This is a genomic window from Ruegeria sp. CDSC051 (assembly GCF_059610665.1).
This window is the reverse complement of sequence record NZ_JBXWOC010000004.1, coordinates 183,238-200,888: the sequence shown is the minus strand read 5'-3', so window position 1 is coordinate 200,888 and position 17,651 is coordinate 183,238. Positions and strand designations below refer to the sequence as shown.

Here is a 17,651-nt window from a genome sequence, read left to right as displayed (position 1 = left end):
CTAACCGTCAGAGGCAGGGCTGGTTGCCGTTGTCGCGCTGTCGTCTGCCGGAGCACTCTCCTGCGGTTCGCTGGTGTTTTCACCCGGCAGAACACCGTTTTCCCAGACGCCGGTTTCTTCTTTGCCGTCAGCATAGCGCATCGTGCCGTCACCGTGGCGTTTGTTGTCCAAAAACCCACCTTCGTACACGTCACCAGTCGCATAGGTGGCGGTTCCGGTGCCGCTGATCTTCCCCTCGACCCAACCGCCTGTATAGGTGAAGCCGCGCGGTGTGGTTATCGATCCTTGCCCGTGGCGCTGCCCATCTTTGAAATCGCCCTTGTAGGTCGTTCCGTCCGGGAAGCTGGCTGTGCCCTCGCCCTGGCGCGCACCGTCGACCCAATCGCCTTCATATTTGTACCCGTTTGCAAATGTCAGAACACCGGTGCCGTGGTTCAGACCGTTCTTGAACTGCCCATCGTAGATGGCGCCGTTCGGGTAAGTGGCCTTGCCCTGACCCTCGAAGACGCCGGCGATCCAGTCGCCGTCGTAAATCAGGCCATCAGGATAGGTGTGCATTCCTTTGCCATGGGGCAGGTCTGCACTGAAATCACCGACATAGGTCGAACCGTCAGGATAGGTCAGCTCTCCGAGGCCCTCAATCTGGCCGTCTTTCCATTCACCAGTATAGTCAAACCCGTCCGTGCCCAAAAAACGGCCTTTGCCGTGGCGGCGATCATCGTGATAGTCACCTTCGTAAATGGCGCCACTGGCATAGGTTGCCTTGCCCTTGCCTTGTCGGCGCCCATCAAAGAAGTCGCCTTCATACAAATCGCCATTGGCTTGCAGTAGACGGCCTTTTCCGGTCATGCGATTTTCGGACCAGTCACCCGTATAACTCATACCTTCCGGCCGCGTCAGGCTACCTGTGCCATGACGCTTGCCGTCTTTGATATCGCCCTCATACACGTTGCCTTTGGCTGAGGTTATCTTGCCTTTGCCCTGCTTGACCCCGTCGACCCAGTCGCCCTCGTACACCTCTCCGGTCGGGTCGGTCAGAGTGCCTTTGCCGTGGTGCCGGGCATTCTTGAACCCACCTTCGTATTTCGCTCCGTTGGCATAGACGGCGACTCCTTGGCCGTTGAACGAGCCATCGGCCCATTCCCCTTCATAGCTGCCACCATCAGCATAGATGATCGTTCCGAACCCTTCGGGTTGACCGTTGGCAAAGGCGCCCTGATAGATCGACCCGTTAGCATAGCGCGCGATACCCTGACCCTGAATTTCGCCTTCGATCCATTCGCCTTCGTATTCGAAACCATCTGGCAACTGGTAGGTGCCGGTTCCGTGCCGCAGGCCATTTAGGAACGTGCCTTCGTATACGCCGCCCACTTCGTCATCGGCCACGACTACCTGATCGTTCTGCGCGAAGGCGGTCAGCGCTGACAGGGTCAATGCAACTGCGGCGATTGAAGTGCGAAAAACGTTCATGTTTGGTCCTGTCTGCGGGAGCATCGTGCTTTTGCGCAAAACTAGGATACCGACGCAGGCAGGGCAACGGCTTTTGCCTTATTGGTCTTTCACTCGCGGTGCGATCTGGTAAATGGCAATAGGACAGACGAGGGCAAGAGGGCAGTATGGCCGACCGTTTCCGTATCACTCTGGCGCAACTCAATCCCATTGTCGGGGATTTGGAAGGCAATGCGGCCAAGGCTTTTTCTGCGTGGGAGCAGGCGCGCGAGGCTGGTGCCCAACTTGTTGCTTTCCCCGAGATGTTCATCACCGGCTATAATACGCAGGACCTTGTGATCAAGCCCGCGTTCTACAAAGCCGCAATGAAAGCTGTTGAGGCGCTTGCGGAACGTTGCGCCGATGGACCTGCGATTGCGATCGGTGGGCCGTGGTTCGAAGATGACCGGCTGTATAACGCCTATCTCATCCTCAAGAACGGCAGGATCAGCAGTAAAGTGCTGAAACATCACCTGCCGAATGAGACAGTCTTTGACGAAGTGCGCCTGTATGATTCCGGCCCGCTGGGCGGTCCCTATTCGATTGGCAACTCTCGGATCGGCAGCCCAATCTGCGAGGACAGCTGGCATCCGGATGTTGCCGAGACGCTGGAGGAGACAGGAGCCGAGTTTCTGCTGATCCCCAACGGCTCGCCTTATTTCCGAAACAAATATGATGTGCGCCTGAACCATATGGTGGCGCGCGTGGTTGAGACCGGATTGCCGCTGATTTACCTGAACATGGTCGGAGGGCAGGACGATCAGGTCTTTGACGGGGCGACCTTCGGGTTGAATCCAGGCGGAGAACTGGCATTCCGAATGCCTGTGTTCGACGAAGCGATAGCGCATGTGGATCTTGAACGCGGCGATGCAGGTTGGCGCATAATTCCGGACGAGATTGTGCCGCAGCCAGATGCGTGGGAGCAGGACTATCGCGCGATGGTCCAGGCTCTGCGTGATTACATGGCCAAAACCGGGTTCAAAAAGGGTGTTCTGGGTCTCTCTGGCGGCGTTGATTCAGCCCTTGTCGCGGCAATAGCGGTGGATGCGATTGGCGCTGAAAATGTTCGCTGCGTGATGTTGCCGTCGGAATATACCAGCCAGGATTCTTTGGATGATGCCGAAGCGGTGGCTAAGTCGTTGGGTGTTCACTATGATTTCGTCCCTATTGCACAGGGGCGCGCGGCGATCACGGATACGCTTGCCCCATTGTTTGCCGGGCGAGACGAAGATCTGACCGAAGAAAACATCCAGTCCCGCCTGCGGGGGCTGTTGCTGATGGCCCTGTCGAACAAGTTCGGCGAGATGCTGCTGACCACAGGCAACAAATCCGAAGTCGCCGTTGGATATGCCACGATCTATGGGGATATGAACGGTGGTTATAATCCAATCAAAGACCTGTACAAAACCCGCGTGTTCGAGACTTGCCGCTGGCGCAATGCCAATCATCGCGGCTGGATGAAAGGCCCTGAGGGTGAAGTCATCCGACCCTCGGTCATCGACAAACCTCCTAGTGCCGAGTTGCGCGAAGACCAGAAGGACAGTGACAGCCTGCCGGATTATCCGGTTCTGGACGCCATTCTGGATATATTGGTTGATCAGGATGGGTCGATCGCGGATTGCGTGGCCGCCGGGTTCGAAGAAGCCGTTGCGCGCCGGATCGAACATTTGGTCTATATCAGCGAATATAAACGGTTTCAGTCCGCCCCGGGGACACGTTTGACCAAGCGGGCATTCTGGCTGGATCGCAGGTATCCTATCGTGAATCGTTGGCGCGACAGGACCTGACGCCTTACAGGAATCACCATTTTGACGCGAAAACTGTTTCCATTTTATGGGCAATAACCGCTTGCTTCTGGAACTGTTTTTATTTTTGAGTGCAGTGGCTTAGATTCTCTTGGGCGTATCCGAGCTCCACTTGATACCCGGTCTTTTTTTTGCCACATTTTAGCTTGATTGTTGCCCCATGTGGGGCGGATGCGACGCATTGTGGGAAATAGGTGTTAATGAGCTTTCCCTTCGGTCTTTAGCGACGCGTCCGAAATTGGATGTCTGAGTTAACGATTTGGTGCCATTATGTACGATGAATACGATAAACCGCTTCATTCACCGCCAAAATGGCGGTCTATGCAATCCGAAGGTCGGTCTCTGGATGAGGCAAAGGTAGATGCTGCCATTGCCAATTTGTTGAATGAAGAGGTGCCCAAAGAGGAATCCACGACGGTGGGCCCCGGCGCGCAGTTTCTGGTAACAGAAGCCGAGGTGCCGGAAGGCGGTATCGCTACCTCTTTGCGTCAGAAACTGGCTGAATTGTGCGGCGCGGCCTGAAGTTTTCAAAATCCTGAATTAGATGCGCTGGCTTGCCACGTTGGCCGAATGGTCACAGGCCTGAGCAATAGTCATTGACGCAAAGTTTCTTCTGTTGCGTCTGTCGTGATCCCGCGCCTTCATTGCGGTCCGTGCAATGAATTATGAGCGGTTGATGCCTGGCCCCAAGCCTAATGCTGTTGAACCCGATCTAAAGCTGCCAAAAGCCGTTGATGTTGTTGTCATTGGTGGAGGAATTATTGGGGCATCAACCGCCCTCGAACTGTCAGAGCGGGGAATGTCTGTCCTTCTGTGCGAAAAGGGACAAATTGCCTCCGAGCAGAGTTCACGGAACTGGGGATGGGTGCGTTTGGGTATGCGCGATCCTCGGGAAATCCCGCTGATGCAGGAATCACAGCGTATCTGGGCGCAGCTCGATCAACGCACCGGGCGCAAGACAGGTTTCACACAGGCCGGTATCCTGTTCGGCGCCTCTGGCAAGCGGGAACAGGGCAATCTTGAACGCTGGCTTCGCCATGTGGAGGGGTTGAATACTGGTGCAAGGATGGTGTCCGGGGCTCTGTTGGCGGAACTAATGCCAGACCATCGGACGGGGTTGAATTGCGCATTGTTTATGCCGCAAGACGGTAGAGCGGAACCGCAATGGGCTGCACCCGCAATCGCCGAAGCTGCACGTGACCGGGGGGCCCTGTTGATGACCAACTGTGCAGTGCGCAGTCTGGATACAGAGGCGGACCGTGTCGTCGGTGTCTTCACAGAACGCGGTCGCGTGGCCTGCGGCAATGTCGTACTGGCGGGCGGAGCGTGGTCGCGCTTGTTTGCAGGGAATGCCGGAGTTGATTTTCCACAACTGAAGGTGCTGAACACCGTATTCCGAACCTCTCCGGTTTCCGGCCCTGAGGCCGCCTTGTGGTCGGACGATTTTGCAATACGCAAGCGGGACGACGGAGGGTATACGATTGCGTCCGGGCACGAAAACACCGTCGATATCGTGCCGGATAGCCTTCGTCTGGCGTGGCAATTTCTTCCTGCGTTTCGTCAGGAGTGGCGGTCGCTGCGGTTTCGGGTGTCGAAGCGGTGGGCCGAAGAGGCGCGACAAGATCGGAGGTGGTTGCCCACGGATGTGACACCGTTCGAACTTTGTCGCACTCTGGATCCCGAACCATCGCGCCGGGCGTTGCGGCGGGCTTGGAAAAGCGCAATCACTGGCATTCCCGCGCTAAAGCAGGCTGAAATCGTTCAAAGCTGGGCAGGGATGATTGATGTAACGCCGGATGCGATCCCGATCATCTCGCACGTGGACCACAGGCCCGGCCTGTTCATCGCTACGGGTTTCTCGGGTCATGGGTTCGGAATCGGGCCCGGTGCCGGGCGGCTGATGGCTGATCTGGTCTCGGGCAATGTCCCCTGTGTTAATCCGGCCGTTTTCCGCCTGTCCCGCTTTGCGGACGGGTCGAAAATTCGGCCGGACCCGGGGTATTAGACGTTAACCCATCATCTGATAGCTGACCGGGACAAATCGGAACCCATCGCCGCGCGCCTCGACGTAACCGGCTGCGGGGAAGGGCATGTGATATCCGATCATCGGAACTTTGTCTGCCGCCAGCATCCCCAGCACATTGCGGCGTGAAGCGGTGGCTGCGGCTTTGTCCATGTCGAACTTTACCTCCCACTCGGGACGAGCAAAAGACCACACATAGTGATTGGCCAGATCGGCCGTTAGAACCAGGCGTTGGCCATTGCTTTCCAGATGAAAGACTGTGTGTCCGGGTGTATGCCCGTGCGCTGAAACGGCCGTTATTCCGGAAAGAACTTCGCCATTATCCCCGACAAAGGTCATCTTTTCGGCCAACGGAGTAACTTTCGCGGCGACTAGATCACCAACCCGATTGCCAGAATCCTGAGCGGCCCAAAAGTCATATTCGGTCGATGCGGTGACATAGCGCGCGTTCGGGAAAGTCGGCGCGTCATTTGTGGTCATGCCGCCAATATGGTCAGGGTGCATATGGGTGATGACGACGACGTCGATTTGATCCGGGTTCACGCCTGCATCTGCCAATGCCGCCTGAATGCCGCCTTGCCCAAGGCCAGTATCAAACAGCACAAGTTCAGATCCGGTATTGACCAGCGTTGGTGTGAAAAAGAACTGGGCTTTATCGGCAGGAATAAAATTCTGGGCCGATACGTTTGCAAATTCCTCATCCGTGGCGCCGCCGCCGAAAATCTCTTTGGCGCCATCGCGCGGCAGGCTGCCATCCAGCAGAGTTGTTACGGTGAAATCGCCCAGCTGGAACGATTTCGCGATGGTTGAATTCGCTTTGGTATCGCTTGCTGCAGCCAGGATGGGGGTAGCAGCTGATGCAAAAGGCAAGGCTGCCGCCGCGCCCAGTGCGGCCCTACGAGTTAGTGTAACGGTCATTTTGAGATCTCCCTGTGTGTGCCAGCACTTTGAAGATAGGGTATCGCCCGAGGATTGCCACCTGACGTTGGCGTGAACCGGTGCGGTGGCTGGACAATTTGCCCATCCTGTGAGAAGAGCCGCGCCAACAGGAGACTCCTATGACAACCACCCGTTTCGCCCCGTCACCCACCGGTTACATCCATGTGGGCAACCTGCGCACAGCGCTGATGAACTACCTGATTGCCCGCAAGGCTGGCGGCACGTTCATCCTGCGTATCGACGACACAGACCCCGAGCGATCGAAGGAAGAATATGTCGATGCCATCAAGCAGGACCTCGAGTGGCTGGGCCTGCATTGGGACCGGGTCGAACGACAGTCCGAGCGTCTGGACCGCTATGCCGAGGCAGCCGCCAAGCTGCGCGAGATGGGCCGGTTCTATGAGGCTTTCGAAACCCCGACCGAGCTAGACCTCAAGCGCAAGAAGCAGCTGAATATGGGCAAGCCGCCGGTTTATGACCGCGCAGCATTGAACCTTAACGACGCCGAGAAAGACGCGCTGCGGGCAGAACGTGGCAACGGAGTCTGGCGCTTTAGGCTGGATCATGAACGGATCGAGTGGACCGACGGCATTCTGGGCGATATTTCGATTGATGCGGCCTCGGTCTCTGACCCGGTTCTGATCCGGGGCGACGGTCAAGTTCTGTACACGATTGCGTCGGTGGTCGATGATACCGAAATGGGTGTGACCGATGTGGTGCGTGGCTCGGACCATGTGACCAATACCGCGACGCAGATTCAGATCATCCAAGCGCTGGGTGGTACTTGCCCGCGTTTTGCACATCATTCTCTGCTGACCGGCCCCCAGGGCGAGGCGCTGTCTAAGCGACTGGGCACGCTGGCTCTGCGTGATCTGCGCGAGCAGGGCGTACAGCCGTTAGCATTGCTCAGCTTGATGGCGCGTCTGGGCTCATCCGACCCGGTTGAGTTGCGGACAGAGATGGCCGAGCTGATCGATGGATTTGACATTGGTCGTTTTGGTGCCGCACCGACCAAGTTTGACGTTCAGGACCTGTTTCCGTTGACGGCAAAACACCTGCAATCTTTGTCATTGGCCGACGTTGCGGATGCTGTGGCAGATGCGGGCGTACCGGCCGAACTGGCCGAACCGTTCTGGGCCATGGCCCGCGAGAACATCACCACTCTGGCAGACCTGAAAGGGTGGTGGGAGCTGTGCCGTAACGGTGCCGAACCTCTGATTGCCGATGAAGACCGAGAGTTCATCACCGAGGCCGTGGCGTTGTTGCCAGAAGGCCCGTTCGACGGCGAGACATGGGGGCAGTGGACCAGCGCGGTGAAAGACGCGACAGGCCGCAAGGGCAAGAGTCTGTTCATGCCTTTACGCAAGGCACTGACAGGGATGGAGCGCGGCCCCGAGATGGCAACCCTGTTGCCCCTTTTGCAGGTGATCCGCGCGCGCGGCTGATCTTAGTGCCTTAGATTGTGATAAGACGTGGTCTCCTGGCCGCGCCTTTTTTCTATAAGGTCTTTACGATCTGGGCTGCTATTCGCTTCAGCCGATCATCCACAAAACAAGTCTCATCCGGTTTCAATGCCTGGTGGCGCGGATACCGCGGCTCTGCCCGGTCATTCAGGATCGGGGCGTCCCAGCCATCAGTGGTGGCAAAAAAGCGATCGGCGCCCTCGGACCCGAACGCACGCAAATAGCCTTGCACAACCACGTCGATATAGCTCATCAGCAGGGGGTGGCGCCGGCTGGCCGCGGATTGACGGTCATCAGGTACGGCATAAACAGCGATCTCAACCTCGTGTGGCAGAGAATGGGTGACGGCCTTAGTCGCTGGAACGCGGTCGTAGGCCCACTCACGTTGATCCAGCGCGTCCCAGTCATTGCCTGGGACATGGGCAATCATGCCGTCGATTTCAGAAGTGGGATCCGGAATGGCGGTCAAGAAAGCGACCGGGCGCAAATCGGTATGCCGCCAGGCCCGCCGCCATCCCTTCAACTGCGCGGGATGCGGGTCGGGGAAATCGTGGGTCGCGAGATTCACGAGGCTGCCGTAGCCAAAGAAATAGGGGTCTGCCATGCGGGATCACTTCTGACCGGGAATTGATGTATGTCAAACCGCTTTTTTGCCCAACATGCAATAAGGCAGCATGTTGAACTTAGGGAGGCAAACATGCGGATAACCAAGCGGACAAATATTGCTGTGCGCCTACTGATGTATTGTGCAGCAAATCCAGACAGGTTGGTGACCAAATCCGAGATCGCAAAGACCTGCAATATCTCGGAAAACCACTTGGCGCAGGTGATCAACCAACTCAGCCAGTTAGATTATCTGAGCACTCATCGCGGTCGCAATGGTGGTATGGTACTCGCTAGATCTGCTGATCAGATACGGATCGGTTCGGTTTTTCGACATATCGAGGGCGACTTGCCGATTGCCGAGTGCTTTGCGGATGCCGACAATACATGCCCGCTCACCAACGCCTGCCGGCTGCGCCTTGCGCTGCGGGACGCGGCCGAGGTCTTTTATGCCTCGCTGGACGAAATCACGCTGGATTCGCTGGTGTGTGACAATGCAAATCTGCTGACGATTTTGCAGCCCGTCGCCTGCGTCCGATAAACTCAGTCGCTGGCGCGCAAGATGCGCGCCGGGCGAACGGCAAGGGGTTTCAAGGCAAAGATCAACCCCGCGCCCAGAGTGACGATGATCCCGGCCAATACGATGCCGATGGCAGATGGCCAGATGACGTCAAAGCTGGTGTCGAAAATATATGTCGCAACCGCCCAGCCGCCGAGGATGCCCACCATCAGGGCTACAATTCCAGCGGCAGACCCCAGCAGAACAGCCCGAAGGGCAAAGCTGATCAATATGCGCCGCCGGTCGGCGCCGATGGTTTTCAGGACTGCGGCCTCGTACCGCCGGGCGGGTTCACCCGCTGCCGCGGCGCCGATCAGAACCAGAAAGCCGGTTAGCAGCGATACACCAGCCCCATAAGACGTCGCAGCGGCCAACCCGGCCAGCAGACCCGAGACCCGGTCAATCGCATCGCGGACACGGATTGCAGTGATATTGGGGAATTTACCCGCCAGATCACGAAGGATCGCGGCTTCGGCCTGCTCTTCGGCATAGACGGTGGCAATGAAGCTATGCGGTGCGCCGGCCAGGGCCGACGGGTTCATGGACATGATGAAACCCATCCCGGCGGTCGAGAAATCCACCTCGCGCAACGAGGTGAGCTCTGCGGTGATGTCGCGCCCCAATATGTTGATGGTCAGTTGGTCACCCAGCTTCAGGCCCATCTCTTCGGCCTCTTCAGCGGCAAAGCTGACCTGAGGCGTTCCGGAATAGTCTTCGGACCACCATTCCCCGGCGGTGACCCGTGCGTTCGAGGGCGGGGCGTCGGAATAGGTGACCCCGCGGTCGCCTTCCAGTACCCAGTGGTCCCCGGCGACCTCAATCGCGGGCTGCCCGTTAATCTGCGTGATGATCCCGCGCAGCATGGGCGCGCTTTGGATCCGGCTTACGGCAGGGTCGTTTTCCAGCCGTTCGGTAAAGCCAGGCATCTGCTCTTTCTGGATATCGACGAAGAAATAAGAAGGGGCGACATCGGGCAGGTTTCCTGAAATCGCGTTTCGCAGCGTGCCGTCGATCTGCCCGACTGCGGCCAGAACCGACAGGCCCAGCCCCAGCGACAGGACAACCGATGCGGCTCCTTCGCGTGGGTCGGAAATGGCTGACATGGCCCATCGCAGGGGCGGATTCCCTCGGGCGGGTTTTGTGGTCAAGCGTGCCAGTTTGCGGATTGCCAGCGCCGCCACCGAAAGCAGAACCAACGCTCCGGCCAACCCGCCGCTGGTCCAAAGGGTCAGGCGCGCCGATCCGCTGAAAAAGGCAGCTGCGCCGATCAGCGCCGCAAGCCCGATGCCCGTCGCTAGGATGTATTTTGCACGGGGCAGGAAGCGCGCCGAAGACAGCGCATCGCGAAACAGGGTCGCTGCGCGGACTTCTTCAGTACGGGCAAGGGGCCAGAGCGTGAATAAAAAGGCGGTGAGCACGCCGTAAAGCGCGGCTTCAGCCAGAGGCTGCGGATAGAACGAGAACACTGCGGGCACAGGCAGGCGAGTTTCGATCAGCGGCGCGAGCAGCAGAGGCACCGATCCACCCAATATGATGCCCAGAAAAATGCCGATGCCAGAGAGAATACCGATCTGGATCAGATAAGTCTGAAACACGGTCGCCCGATCGGCACCCAAAGTACGCAAGGTAGCAATGGTTTCAGTCTTTTGCGCCAGATAGGCGCGCACCGCTGCAGATACGCCGATGCCGCCAACAGCCAGCCCGGATAGTCCAACCAGAACCAGAAAAGCGCTGAGCCGGGCAACAAATTCTGAAATGCCGGGGGCACCGTTCCGTGCATCGGTCCACCGCATTCCGCTGCCTTCAAGGGCTTCGCTTGCCTGCGCCGAAAGAGCTGTAAGATCAGACCCCGGCGGCAGATCCAGACGGTATTTGGTGGAAAACAGAGTACCCGGTGCCAATAATCCGGAATTCAGCAAGTCCTGTGTGCGGATCAGCGTGCGCGGACCCAATCCAAACCCGTCTGCCGCCCCGTCCGGTTCGTGGATCAGGGCTGCCATCAGGACAAATTCCTGAGTTCCAAGTGAAAACCGATCCCCAACCGATAGCTGAAGCCGGTCGATCAGAGCAGGAGCCATTACGGCACCGGGCGCCCCTTGCTGGCCTGTAAAGGCGTCACGCAGGGGCATCTGAGGCTCTAGTATTGGCTTGCCCAACAATGGATAGGAGTCGTCAACGGATTTGACCTGCGTAAGCGCCCGCTGTGGGTCACTATTCTGCTGCGCGACTGCCATTGACCGAAAATCGACGACTTCGGAGATGGCTAAGGCCGCGTCGTTCATCCATGCACGCTCAGCCTCATCCGCAAAGCGATAGGTGAATTCCAGCTGTGCATCCCCGCCCAGCAGAGCCGCGCCTTCTTGCGTCAGTCCGGTTTGGATGGCGTGGCGGACCGAACCCACAGCGGCAATGGCAGCGACCCCAAGTGCAAGACAAGCCAGAAACACCCGAAAACCGCGCAGACCTCCGCGCAGTTCCCGCCGCGCCAGCCGCCCGGCCATCCGCAGGCTCATTCGGCAGCCTCTTGCCTTGTGTCATCGGCAATCCTTCCATCGCGCAGCCGAACAACACGGTCACATCTGCGCGCAAGGCTGTGGCTATGGGTCACCAGAACCAAAGTAGCACCATGCCTGTCGCGCAGGCCAAGCAGCAGGTCAATGATGGCGGCTCCGTTTGTTTCGTCCAGATTGCCGGTAGGCTCATCCGCCAGCAGGATCTGTGGTCGCGGGGCAGAGGCACGGGCGAGCGCGACGCGCTGCTGCTCTCCTCCGGAGAGCTGCGCCGGATAATGGTCGCGTCGATGCGTCAGCCCTACGGACTCCAATTCGGCTTCGGCCCGTTGAAAGGCATCTTTGTGACCGGCCAACTCCAGCGGTGTGGCCACGTTCTCAAGGGCAGTCATCGTGGGGATCAGGTGGAAATTCTGAAATACAACGCCCATGCTGTTGCGTCGGAATCGCGCGAGCTCGTCTTCGTTCATGCGGGTCAGACTTTGCCCGAGTGCGGTTACCTGGCCGCCCGTCGCCTGTTCCAGCCCGCCCATCAGCATTAGTAACGACGATTTTCCTGACCCGGACGGCCCAATCAGACCCAGTGTCTCGCCCTTGTGTACGGAAAGCGTGATGTCGTGCAGGATATCTACCTGACCGGCATTGCCATCCAGCGATAAAGCGGCATTTTCAAGCGATAGAACAGTTGCGATCATGGGTTGGTCCGAACCGAGGTAATCAAATGGGATATGGAGCAGTAGAGATGTTGCGCAAGGCTTTGATGCCGGTGCTTATCACGTGTTGCGGCTTTGCGGCCACAGCAGAAACCGTAGTGATTGCCGCTCTCGGGGATTCTTTGACTCAAGGGTACGGCCTGCCCGAGCAAGACGGATTTGTCCCGCAGCTGGGTCGTTGGTTGAAGGAACAAGGGGCGGATGTGCGCCTGATCAATGCGGGTGTATCCGGGGACACCACCGCCGGAGGGGCGGCACGTGTAGACTGGACACTGACGCCCGACGTGGATGGGATGATCGTCGCATTGGGTGGGAACGATCTGTTGCGAGGGCTTGATCCGGCAGTTGCACGCGCAAATCTTGAGACGATCCTGAAAGCAGCAGATGGCGCTGAGGTCGCCGTGTTGTTGGTCGGGATGCAGGCGCCGGGGAATTATGGCCCAGATTATAAAGCCGCATTTGATGCGATCTACCCCGATCTGGCGGATCGATATCAGACTGGATATGCGCCAAGTTTTTTCACAGGTTTGACTGCGGCAGGAAACCCCGAAGAAGTACGGGAATACATGCAGGCAGATGGCATCCATCCCAACGCCAGTGGTGTGGCCCTCATCGTTGACGACCTTGGACCAAAGGTTTTGGAACTTGTGAAATCAGCAGAAGATTGATCAGACGACCGTCACAACTGTTCCAATTGGCACCCGCTGGTACAGGTCGATGACATGCGTGTTCAGCATGCGTATACATCCGTTCGAGGCCGCACGGCCTATGGTCTGCGGCTGAGTGGTCCCGTGAATTCGGAAATAAGTGTCAACGCCGTTCTGGAACAGATAAAGCGCCCGTGCACCTAACGGATTGCCGTCACCGCCAGGCTGCACATAGTCGTTATCCTTGAAACGAGCATATGTAATTGGCTCACGCTCGATCATTTCATTGGTGGGGCGCCAGGTGGGCCATTCCTTTTTGACGTCTATGGTCGCTGTTCCGGTGAACTCCAGCCCGGCTTTGCCCACCCCGCACCCGTAACGGATTGCCTTGCGAGGTTCTGTTACGAAGTACAGATAGAACGAGCGTGGAACCACCAGAAGCTGGCCTGGCAGGAATTGCTTTTTGATTCGAACAAATTGAGGAGTGGGGTCGTATTCGACGGCTTTCTTTGCCGACGCGGCGGTCGAAACAAGGCTTGCTGCTGCTGTTGCAGTCAGGAATGTACGGCGTGTCAACATATCAGCTCTCTTCAATACAACAGAAAAATCATGACCATAGTGTCCGGATGATATCCGATCCGGTCAATCGTCGGGGAAGAGTAACTGAATTGTGATGTAATCGCCGGGACACACTTTTACAGGTGGTCGCTCAGGCGCAAATAGAAAAGGGCAGAGGAAAACCCTGCCCTTACAGCGGCTTACGCCAGCTGGATGTCGTCGGCGCTTTCGCGACCGTCACGACCCGAGCGCAGCTCGTACGTGACTTTCTGGTTGTCGGCCAGACCGGTCAGGCCCGAGCGTTCGACAGCCGAGATGTGTACAAAGATGTCTTTGCCGCCATCTTCGGGTGCAATAAAGCCGTAGCCTTTGGTGGTGTTGAACCATTTTACGGTGCCTGAAGGCATATCCGTGTTCTCCTTATCTGGTGCTGCCCACGGAGTTGCGGCAGCCTGGCGTCGTCGTCTGTATCGATAGACTGAACGCCGTAGAAGGAGACAGTGGGTCGAAATAGAAAAACGTAAGCACTCTGATTATGCCAGTTCAGACGAGATGTGACAAGCCGGATTTGCAATCCTGAACGGCTGAAACTAGCGCCAGGCATCAGGATCTACGCATCAGAATATCCTGAAACAATCTATACAATGTATGTGGTTAGACTGAATTTTTTGGATTCGCGAGCGCCCGGAAGAACGTCACGCGCCAGACCGTCCGAGGATCACTTTGCGAGCGGCAATTTGCCCACGATCTCGTTCATTTCGGGCGAGGCCACAAAACATCTGGGAAGCTGGGAAATCACTTCGTCAATCGGATCGTAGATTTGGCTCGCGGCCTTTCGCAGATCTTCCGGAATATCTTTTTCAGCCCGTTCACGCCGCGGAGCCGGTACAAATTTCAATCCGGTAAATTCAGAGATTTCGTCCTGATATTCCCACAACGCATCGTAGTGAACGCACAATACCGGGATGTCGTCATAAGTGACCCATTCCTTGATCTGCCGTGCCTGTTGCAGCACATCACGTTCGAAAAGCTCGTCATATGTGCCCGTCGCATGCAGATTGTAGAAGTGCTTTTTTATCCACTCAGGGCCATAGCCTTCCATCGCTGTGTAGACTGAAAAGGTAGAGTCCTTTGTCGAGCCAAAGCAAAAGACGACTCGGGTATCTTTTGACCAGTTTGACAAAACCTGCGGAAAATCATGCGTCTTGTAAAGAAACGGCGCCTGGAAGGTGGCGTCGTCCAACCGAGACACGAAACTGGCCTGACCCGAGAGGTTTGGGTCCAGCCTTTCCAGTGCATCGCGCAGCGCATGGTAGGTCATGGTACTGCCCGACCGGCCATTGCTTGCGACGATCACACAGTAATCTGTCTTTTACATTTGCCGGATGCGCTTGCGCAGCGGCGCGCTGATTTTCAGCGCGCTACGTTGCCATTTTTCCAACCGTCTTTTGAGCTTCCGTCTCATCGCGCAAACTTCTTATGCTTCAACCGCTTCGGCTCCAGCGCGTCTGGTCCCAGACGGCGTTTCTTGTCCTCTTCGTAATCCTCGAAGTTGCCCTCGAACCATTCGACATGGGCATCACCCTCAAACGCCAGGATATGCGTGCAGATCCGGTCGAGGAAGAAGCGGTCGTGGCTGATGACCACGGCGCAGCCGGCGAAATCGACCAGCGCGTCTTCCAGCGCGCGCAGGGTTTCGACGTCCAAATCGTTGGTCGGTTCATCGAGCAGCAGGACGTTGCCGCCCTCTTTCAGTAGGCGGGCCATGTGGACTCGGTTGCGCTCGCCCCCTGACAGCAGAGAGACCTTTTTCTGCTGGTCGCCGCCCTTGAAGTTGAAGGAGGAGCAATAGGCGCGGGAATTGACCTGTGCGTCACCCAGTTGGATGATCTCGGCGCCGCCGGTGATCGCCTCCCAGACGGTGTCGTTGTCCTTCAGGTCATCGCGGGACTGGTCGACATAGGACAGTTCAACCGTGTCGCCAAGCGTGATGGTGCCTGCGTCGGGTTGCTCTTGACTAGTAAGCATCTTGAACAGGGTCGATTTACCGGCGCCGTTGGGCCCGATGACGCCGACAATACCGCCGGGGGGCAGGGTAAAGTCGAGGTTCTCGATCAGTTGCTTATCGCCCATGTGTTTGGACAGGCCTTCGACCTCGATCACCTTACCACCAAGGCGCTGGCCGTTGGGGATGACGATCTGTGCGCGGGTCAGCTTTTCGCGCTCGGACTGTTCCGCCAAATCATTATAGGCGTTGATCCGGGCCTTGGATTTGGCCTGACGGGCCTTTTGACCCTGACGCATCCAGTCCAACTCGCGCTGCAGAGTCTTTTGCTTGGATTTGTCCTCGCGGGCTTCCTGCTCCAGCCTTTTGGCCTTTTGTTCCAGCCACGCGGAATAGTTGCCCTCGTAAGGCAGACCACGACCCCGGTCGAGTTCGAGGATCCAGCCGGTGATACTGTCGAGGAAATAGCGGTCGTGAGTGACGATCAGGATGGTGCCCTTGTAGTCGATCAGGTGCTGTTGCAGCCAGGCGATTGTTTCGGCATCCAGGTGGTTGGTCGGCTCGTCGAGCAGCAGCATGTCGGGCGCTTCGAGCAGCAATTTGCACAGCGCGACGCGGCGTTTTTCACCGCCTGAGAGGTTGGCGATATTGGCATCATCCGGCGGGCAGCGCAGGGCCTCCATGCTGACATCGATCTGGCTGTCGAGATCCCACAGGTTCTGGCTGTCGATCTCGTCCTGCAGCTTGGCCATCTCATCCGCGGTTTCGTCTGAGTAGTTCATCGCCAATTCGTTATAGCGGTCGAGGATCGCCTTTTTCTTGGCTACGCCCAGCATGACGTTTTCCCGGACGCTGAGGCTTTCGTCCAGCTTCGGCTCCTGCGGGAGATAACCGACTTTGGCGCCCTCGGCCGCCCAAGCCTCACCCGTGAAGTCTTTGTCGAGCCCCGCCATGATCTTCATCAGTGTCGATTTACCAGCACCGTTGACGCCGACGACACCGATTTTCACGCCGGGCAGGAAGCTCAGGTGGATGTTTTCAAAGCACTTCTTGCCACCGGGATAGGTCTTGGAGACACCCTGCATGTGGTAGACATATTGATAGGCGGCCATGGTGTGTCCTCTGGGTCGGGGAAATTGGGTTGGGCGGTGTGATAGCGAAACGTGGGCGCAGGGGCAATCAGGATCGCATCGCGGGTTTGATTTTGATTGCCTGATACGACGCGCTGTTTTCAAAAGGCGTTGCGTTGAGCTGGCTGGGGTACTAAGCGGTCGCGGAAGATAAATATGAATTGGCAAGCCAGAGTGACGACGCTGGATCGACTTAAAACGGGATTGGCGCTGCTCGCAGCGTTGGGCTTTGTCATTTTGGCAAGTCTGCATCTGACCCGTCCCGTATCTGCAGATTCCGAACCGATTCTGCTTGGCTTTGCCCCCGGTGACATTTGTGGAACCGGTCAACCGAACGGCGATCAAAGCAGGTGCCCGGTTTGCACCTTAGCTGAAAGTGGTGTCACCTTATGTGGCCCTCTCGTGCTTGCGTCCTTGTGCCCTGAGGGTGTGCCGCTTCTTATTCCAGTTCGGGTGGAGTTGGTGCCACGTGGCGCAACAACGGCATATTTTGCGCGTGGACCCCCTTGGATGGTGTGAAGCTTCAATCCGGGTTGACCCCGGACGAAACAGAACGTCAAACAAGGAAATACCTTATGAAACTGGTGAAACTTACATCGGCTGCGATGATCGTGGCTGCAATAGGGACGACTGCGCAAGCGCACGCAACTCTGGAGCAGCAGGAAGCTCAGGTGGGCAGCTTCTACAAGGGGGTGATGCGGGTCGGCCATGGCTGCGAGGGCGAGGCAACGCTAAAGCTGCGCATCGCCATCCCCGAAGGTGTGATTTCGGTCAAGCCGATGCCCAAACCCGGCTGGAAGCTCGAAACCGTCGCGGGTGATTATGCCAACAGCTACGACTACTATGGCACGACCCTGACATCGGGTGTGCAAGAGATTATCTGGACCGGCGAATTGTCGAATGATCATTACGATGAGTTTGTATTCCGGGCCAAGCTGGATGGATCGCTTGCGGCAGAGCAGATGCTGTTTTTCCCGACCATTCAGGAATGTGCCAACGGCAGCCACAATTGGGTGGAAATTCCGGCCGAAGGTCAGGATCCGCATGACTTGGATCATCCCGCGCCGGGCTTGTATCTGCAACCGGAGGGTAAGCATTCGCACTGACCCCGGAATGTTGATCTGATCTTAAGAGCGGCAGGCGTTGGTACTGCCGCTCTTGTATGGCGCGATCGGTGCCTGTAGCTCGGACAGGGATAAAGCGGGAAG

Annotated in this window: 16 protein-coding genes; 7 read left to right on the top strand and 9 right to left on the bottom strand. The window is 57.4% G+C overall.

The window, feature by feature from the left end; genetic code table 11:
• The gene (locus AC2FH0_RS11545) at positions 1-1,470 is read right to left on the bottom strand and encodes an MORN repeat-containing protein (RefSeq protein ID WP_142635608.1); all 1,470 of its coding nucleotides are present in this window, start codon (positions 1,468-1,470) and stop codon (positions 1-3) included.
• Positions 1,471-1,616: 146 nt separating this feature from the next.
• Here AC2FH0_RS11545 and AC2FH0_RS11540 point away from each other — a divergent pair, with 146 nt between their 5' ends.
• The 3 genes from AC2FH0_RS11540 (at position 1,617) to AC2FH0_RS11530 (ending at position 5,298) form a co-directional block, all read left to right on the top strand.
• Positions 1,617-3,275: an NAD+ synthase gene (locus AC2FH0_RS11540; RefSeq protein ID WP_496691761.1), complete on the top strand. Its 1,659-nt coding sequence runs from the start codon at positions 1,617-1,619 to the stop codon at positions 3,273-3,275.
• A gap of 288 nt (positions 3,276-3,563) precedes the next feature.
• Complete coding sequence (locus AC2FH0_RS11535; RefSeq protein ID WP_142635612.1) at positions 3,564-3,815, top strand: hypothetical protein; 252 nt, start codon at positions 3,564-3,566, stop codon at positions 3,813-3,815.
• Positions 3,816-3,969: 154 nt separating this feature from the next.
• Positions 3,970-5,298 (top strand): NAD(P)/FAD-dependent oxidoreductase, encoded by a 1,329-nt coding sequence (locus tag AC2FH0_RS11530; RefSeq protein ID WP_496789380.1) that lies wholly within the window; start codon positions 3,970-3,972, stop codon positions 5,296-5,298.
• Positions 5,299-5,301: 3 nt separating this feature from the next.
• Here AC2FH0_RS11530 and AC2FH0_RS11525 read toward each other — a convergent pair whose 3' ends face one another.
• Positions 5,302-6,234: an MBL fold metallo-hydrolase gene (locus AC2FH0_RS11525; RefSeq protein ID WP_496789378.1), complete on the bottom strand. Its 933-nt coding sequence runs from the start codon at positions 6,232-6,234 to the stop codon at positions 5,302-5,304.
• A gap of 140 nt (positions 6,235-6,374) precedes the next feature.
• Between AC2FH0_RS11525 and gltX the strand changes: the two genes are divergently transcribed.
• Positions 6,375-7,700, top strand: coding sequence for a glutamate--tRNA ligase (gltX, locus tag AC2FH0_RS11520; RefSeq protein ID WP_496789376.1), 1,326 nt, complete (start codon positions 6,375-6,377; stop codon positions 7,698-7,700).
• Between the two features lie 52 nt (positions 7,701-7,752).
• Here gltX and AC2FH0_RS11515 read toward each other — a convergent pair whose 3' ends face one another.
• Positions 7,753-8,322 carry a gamma-glutamylcyclotransferase family protein gene (locus AC2FH0_RS11515; protein ID WP_142635620.1) on the bottom strand — a complete coding sequence of 190 codons (570 nt, stop codon included), beginning with the start codon at positions 8,320-8,322 and terminating at the stop codon, positions 7,753-7,755.
• Positions 8,323-8,415: 93 nt separating this feature from the next.
• Here AC2FH0_RS11515 and AC2FH0_RS11510 point away from each other — a divergent pair, with 93 nt between their 5' ends.
• Positions 8,416-8,862 (top strand): RrF2 family transcriptional regulator, encoded by a 447-nt coding sequence (locus AC2FH0_RS11510; protein WP_496691756.1) that lies wholly within the window; start codon positions 8,416-8,418, stop codon positions 8,860-8,862.
• 2 nt (positions 8,863-8,864) lie between these two features.
• Here the strand turns inward: AC2FH0_RS11510 and AC2FH0_RS11505 are convergent, their stop codons facing one another.
• Together AC2FH0_RS11505 and AC2FH0_RS11500 are read right to left on the bottom strand one after the other, a co-directional pair.
• Complete coding sequence (locus AC2FH0_RS11505; RefSeq protein WP_496789375.1) at positions 8,865-11,393, bottom strand: ABC transporter permease; 2,529 nt, start codon at positions 11,391-11,393, stop codon at positions 8,865-8,867.
• Positions 11,390-12,085: an ABC transporter ATP-binding protein gene (locus AC2FH0_RS11500; RefSeq protein ID WP_496706259.1), complete on the bottom strand. Its 696-nt coding sequence runs from the start codon at positions 12,083-12,085 to the stop codon at positions 11,390-11,392. The genes AC2FH0_RS11505 and AC2FH0_RS11500 overlap by 4 nt, the downstream gene beginning before the upstream one ends.
• A 26-nt stretch (positions 12,086-12,111) precedes the next feature.
• On the opposite strand from AC2FH0_RS11500, the gene AC2FH0_RS11495 reads away from it, so the two are divergent.
• Positions 12,112-12,771 (top strand): arylesterase, encoded by a 660-nt coding sequence (locus AC2FH0_RS11495; RefSeq protein ID WP_496789374.1) that lies wholly within the window; start codon positions 12,112-12,114, stop codon positions 12,769-12,771.
• Here the strand turns inward: AC2FH0_RS11495 and AC2FH0_RS11490 are convergent, their stop codons facing one another.
• The 4 genes from AC2FH0_RS11490 to ettA all read right to left on the bottom strand — a co-directional run bounded on the left by AC2FH0_RS11490 (position 12,772) and on the right by ettA (position 16,425).
• Positions 12,772-13,329: a L,D-transpeptidase gene (locus AC2FH0_RS11490; RefSeq protein WP_142635628.1), complete on the bottom strand. Its 558-nt coding sequence runs from the start codon at positions 13,327-13,329 to the stop codon at positions 12,772-12,774.
• Between the two features lie 179 nt (positions 13,330-13,508).
• Positions 13,509-13,715, bottom strand: a complete 207-nt coding sequence (locus AC2FH0_RS11485) for a cold-shock protein (protein WP_142635630.1) — start codon at positions 13,713-13,715, stop codon at positions 13,509-13,511.
• A gap of 311 nt (positions 13,716-14,026) precedes the next feature.
• Positions 14,027-14,629 carry a hypothetical protein gene (locus AC2FH0_RS11480; protein WP_496789373.1) on the bottom strand — a complete coding sequence of 201 codons (603 nt, stop codon included), beginning with the start codon at positions 14,627-14,629 and terminating at the stop codon, positions 14,027-14,029.
• A gap of 140 nt (positions 14,630-14,769) precedes the next feature.
• Entirely contained in the window at positions 14,770-16,425 is a 1,656-nt protein-coding gene (gene ettA, locus AC2FH0_RS11475; protein WP_496789371.1) for an energy-dependent translational throttle protein EttA, read from the bottom strand.
• A gap of 593 nt (positions 16,426-17,018) precedes the next feature.
• Here ettA and AC2FH0_RS11470 point away from each other — a divergent pair.
• Positions 17,019-17,549, top strand: coding sequence for a YcnI family copper-binding membrane protein (locus AC2FH0_RS11470; RefSeq protein ID WP_496700828.1), 531 nt, complete (start codon positions 17,019-17,021; stop codon positions 17,547-17,549).
• The last annotated feature ends 102 nt before the right edge of the window (positions 17,550-17,651 follow it).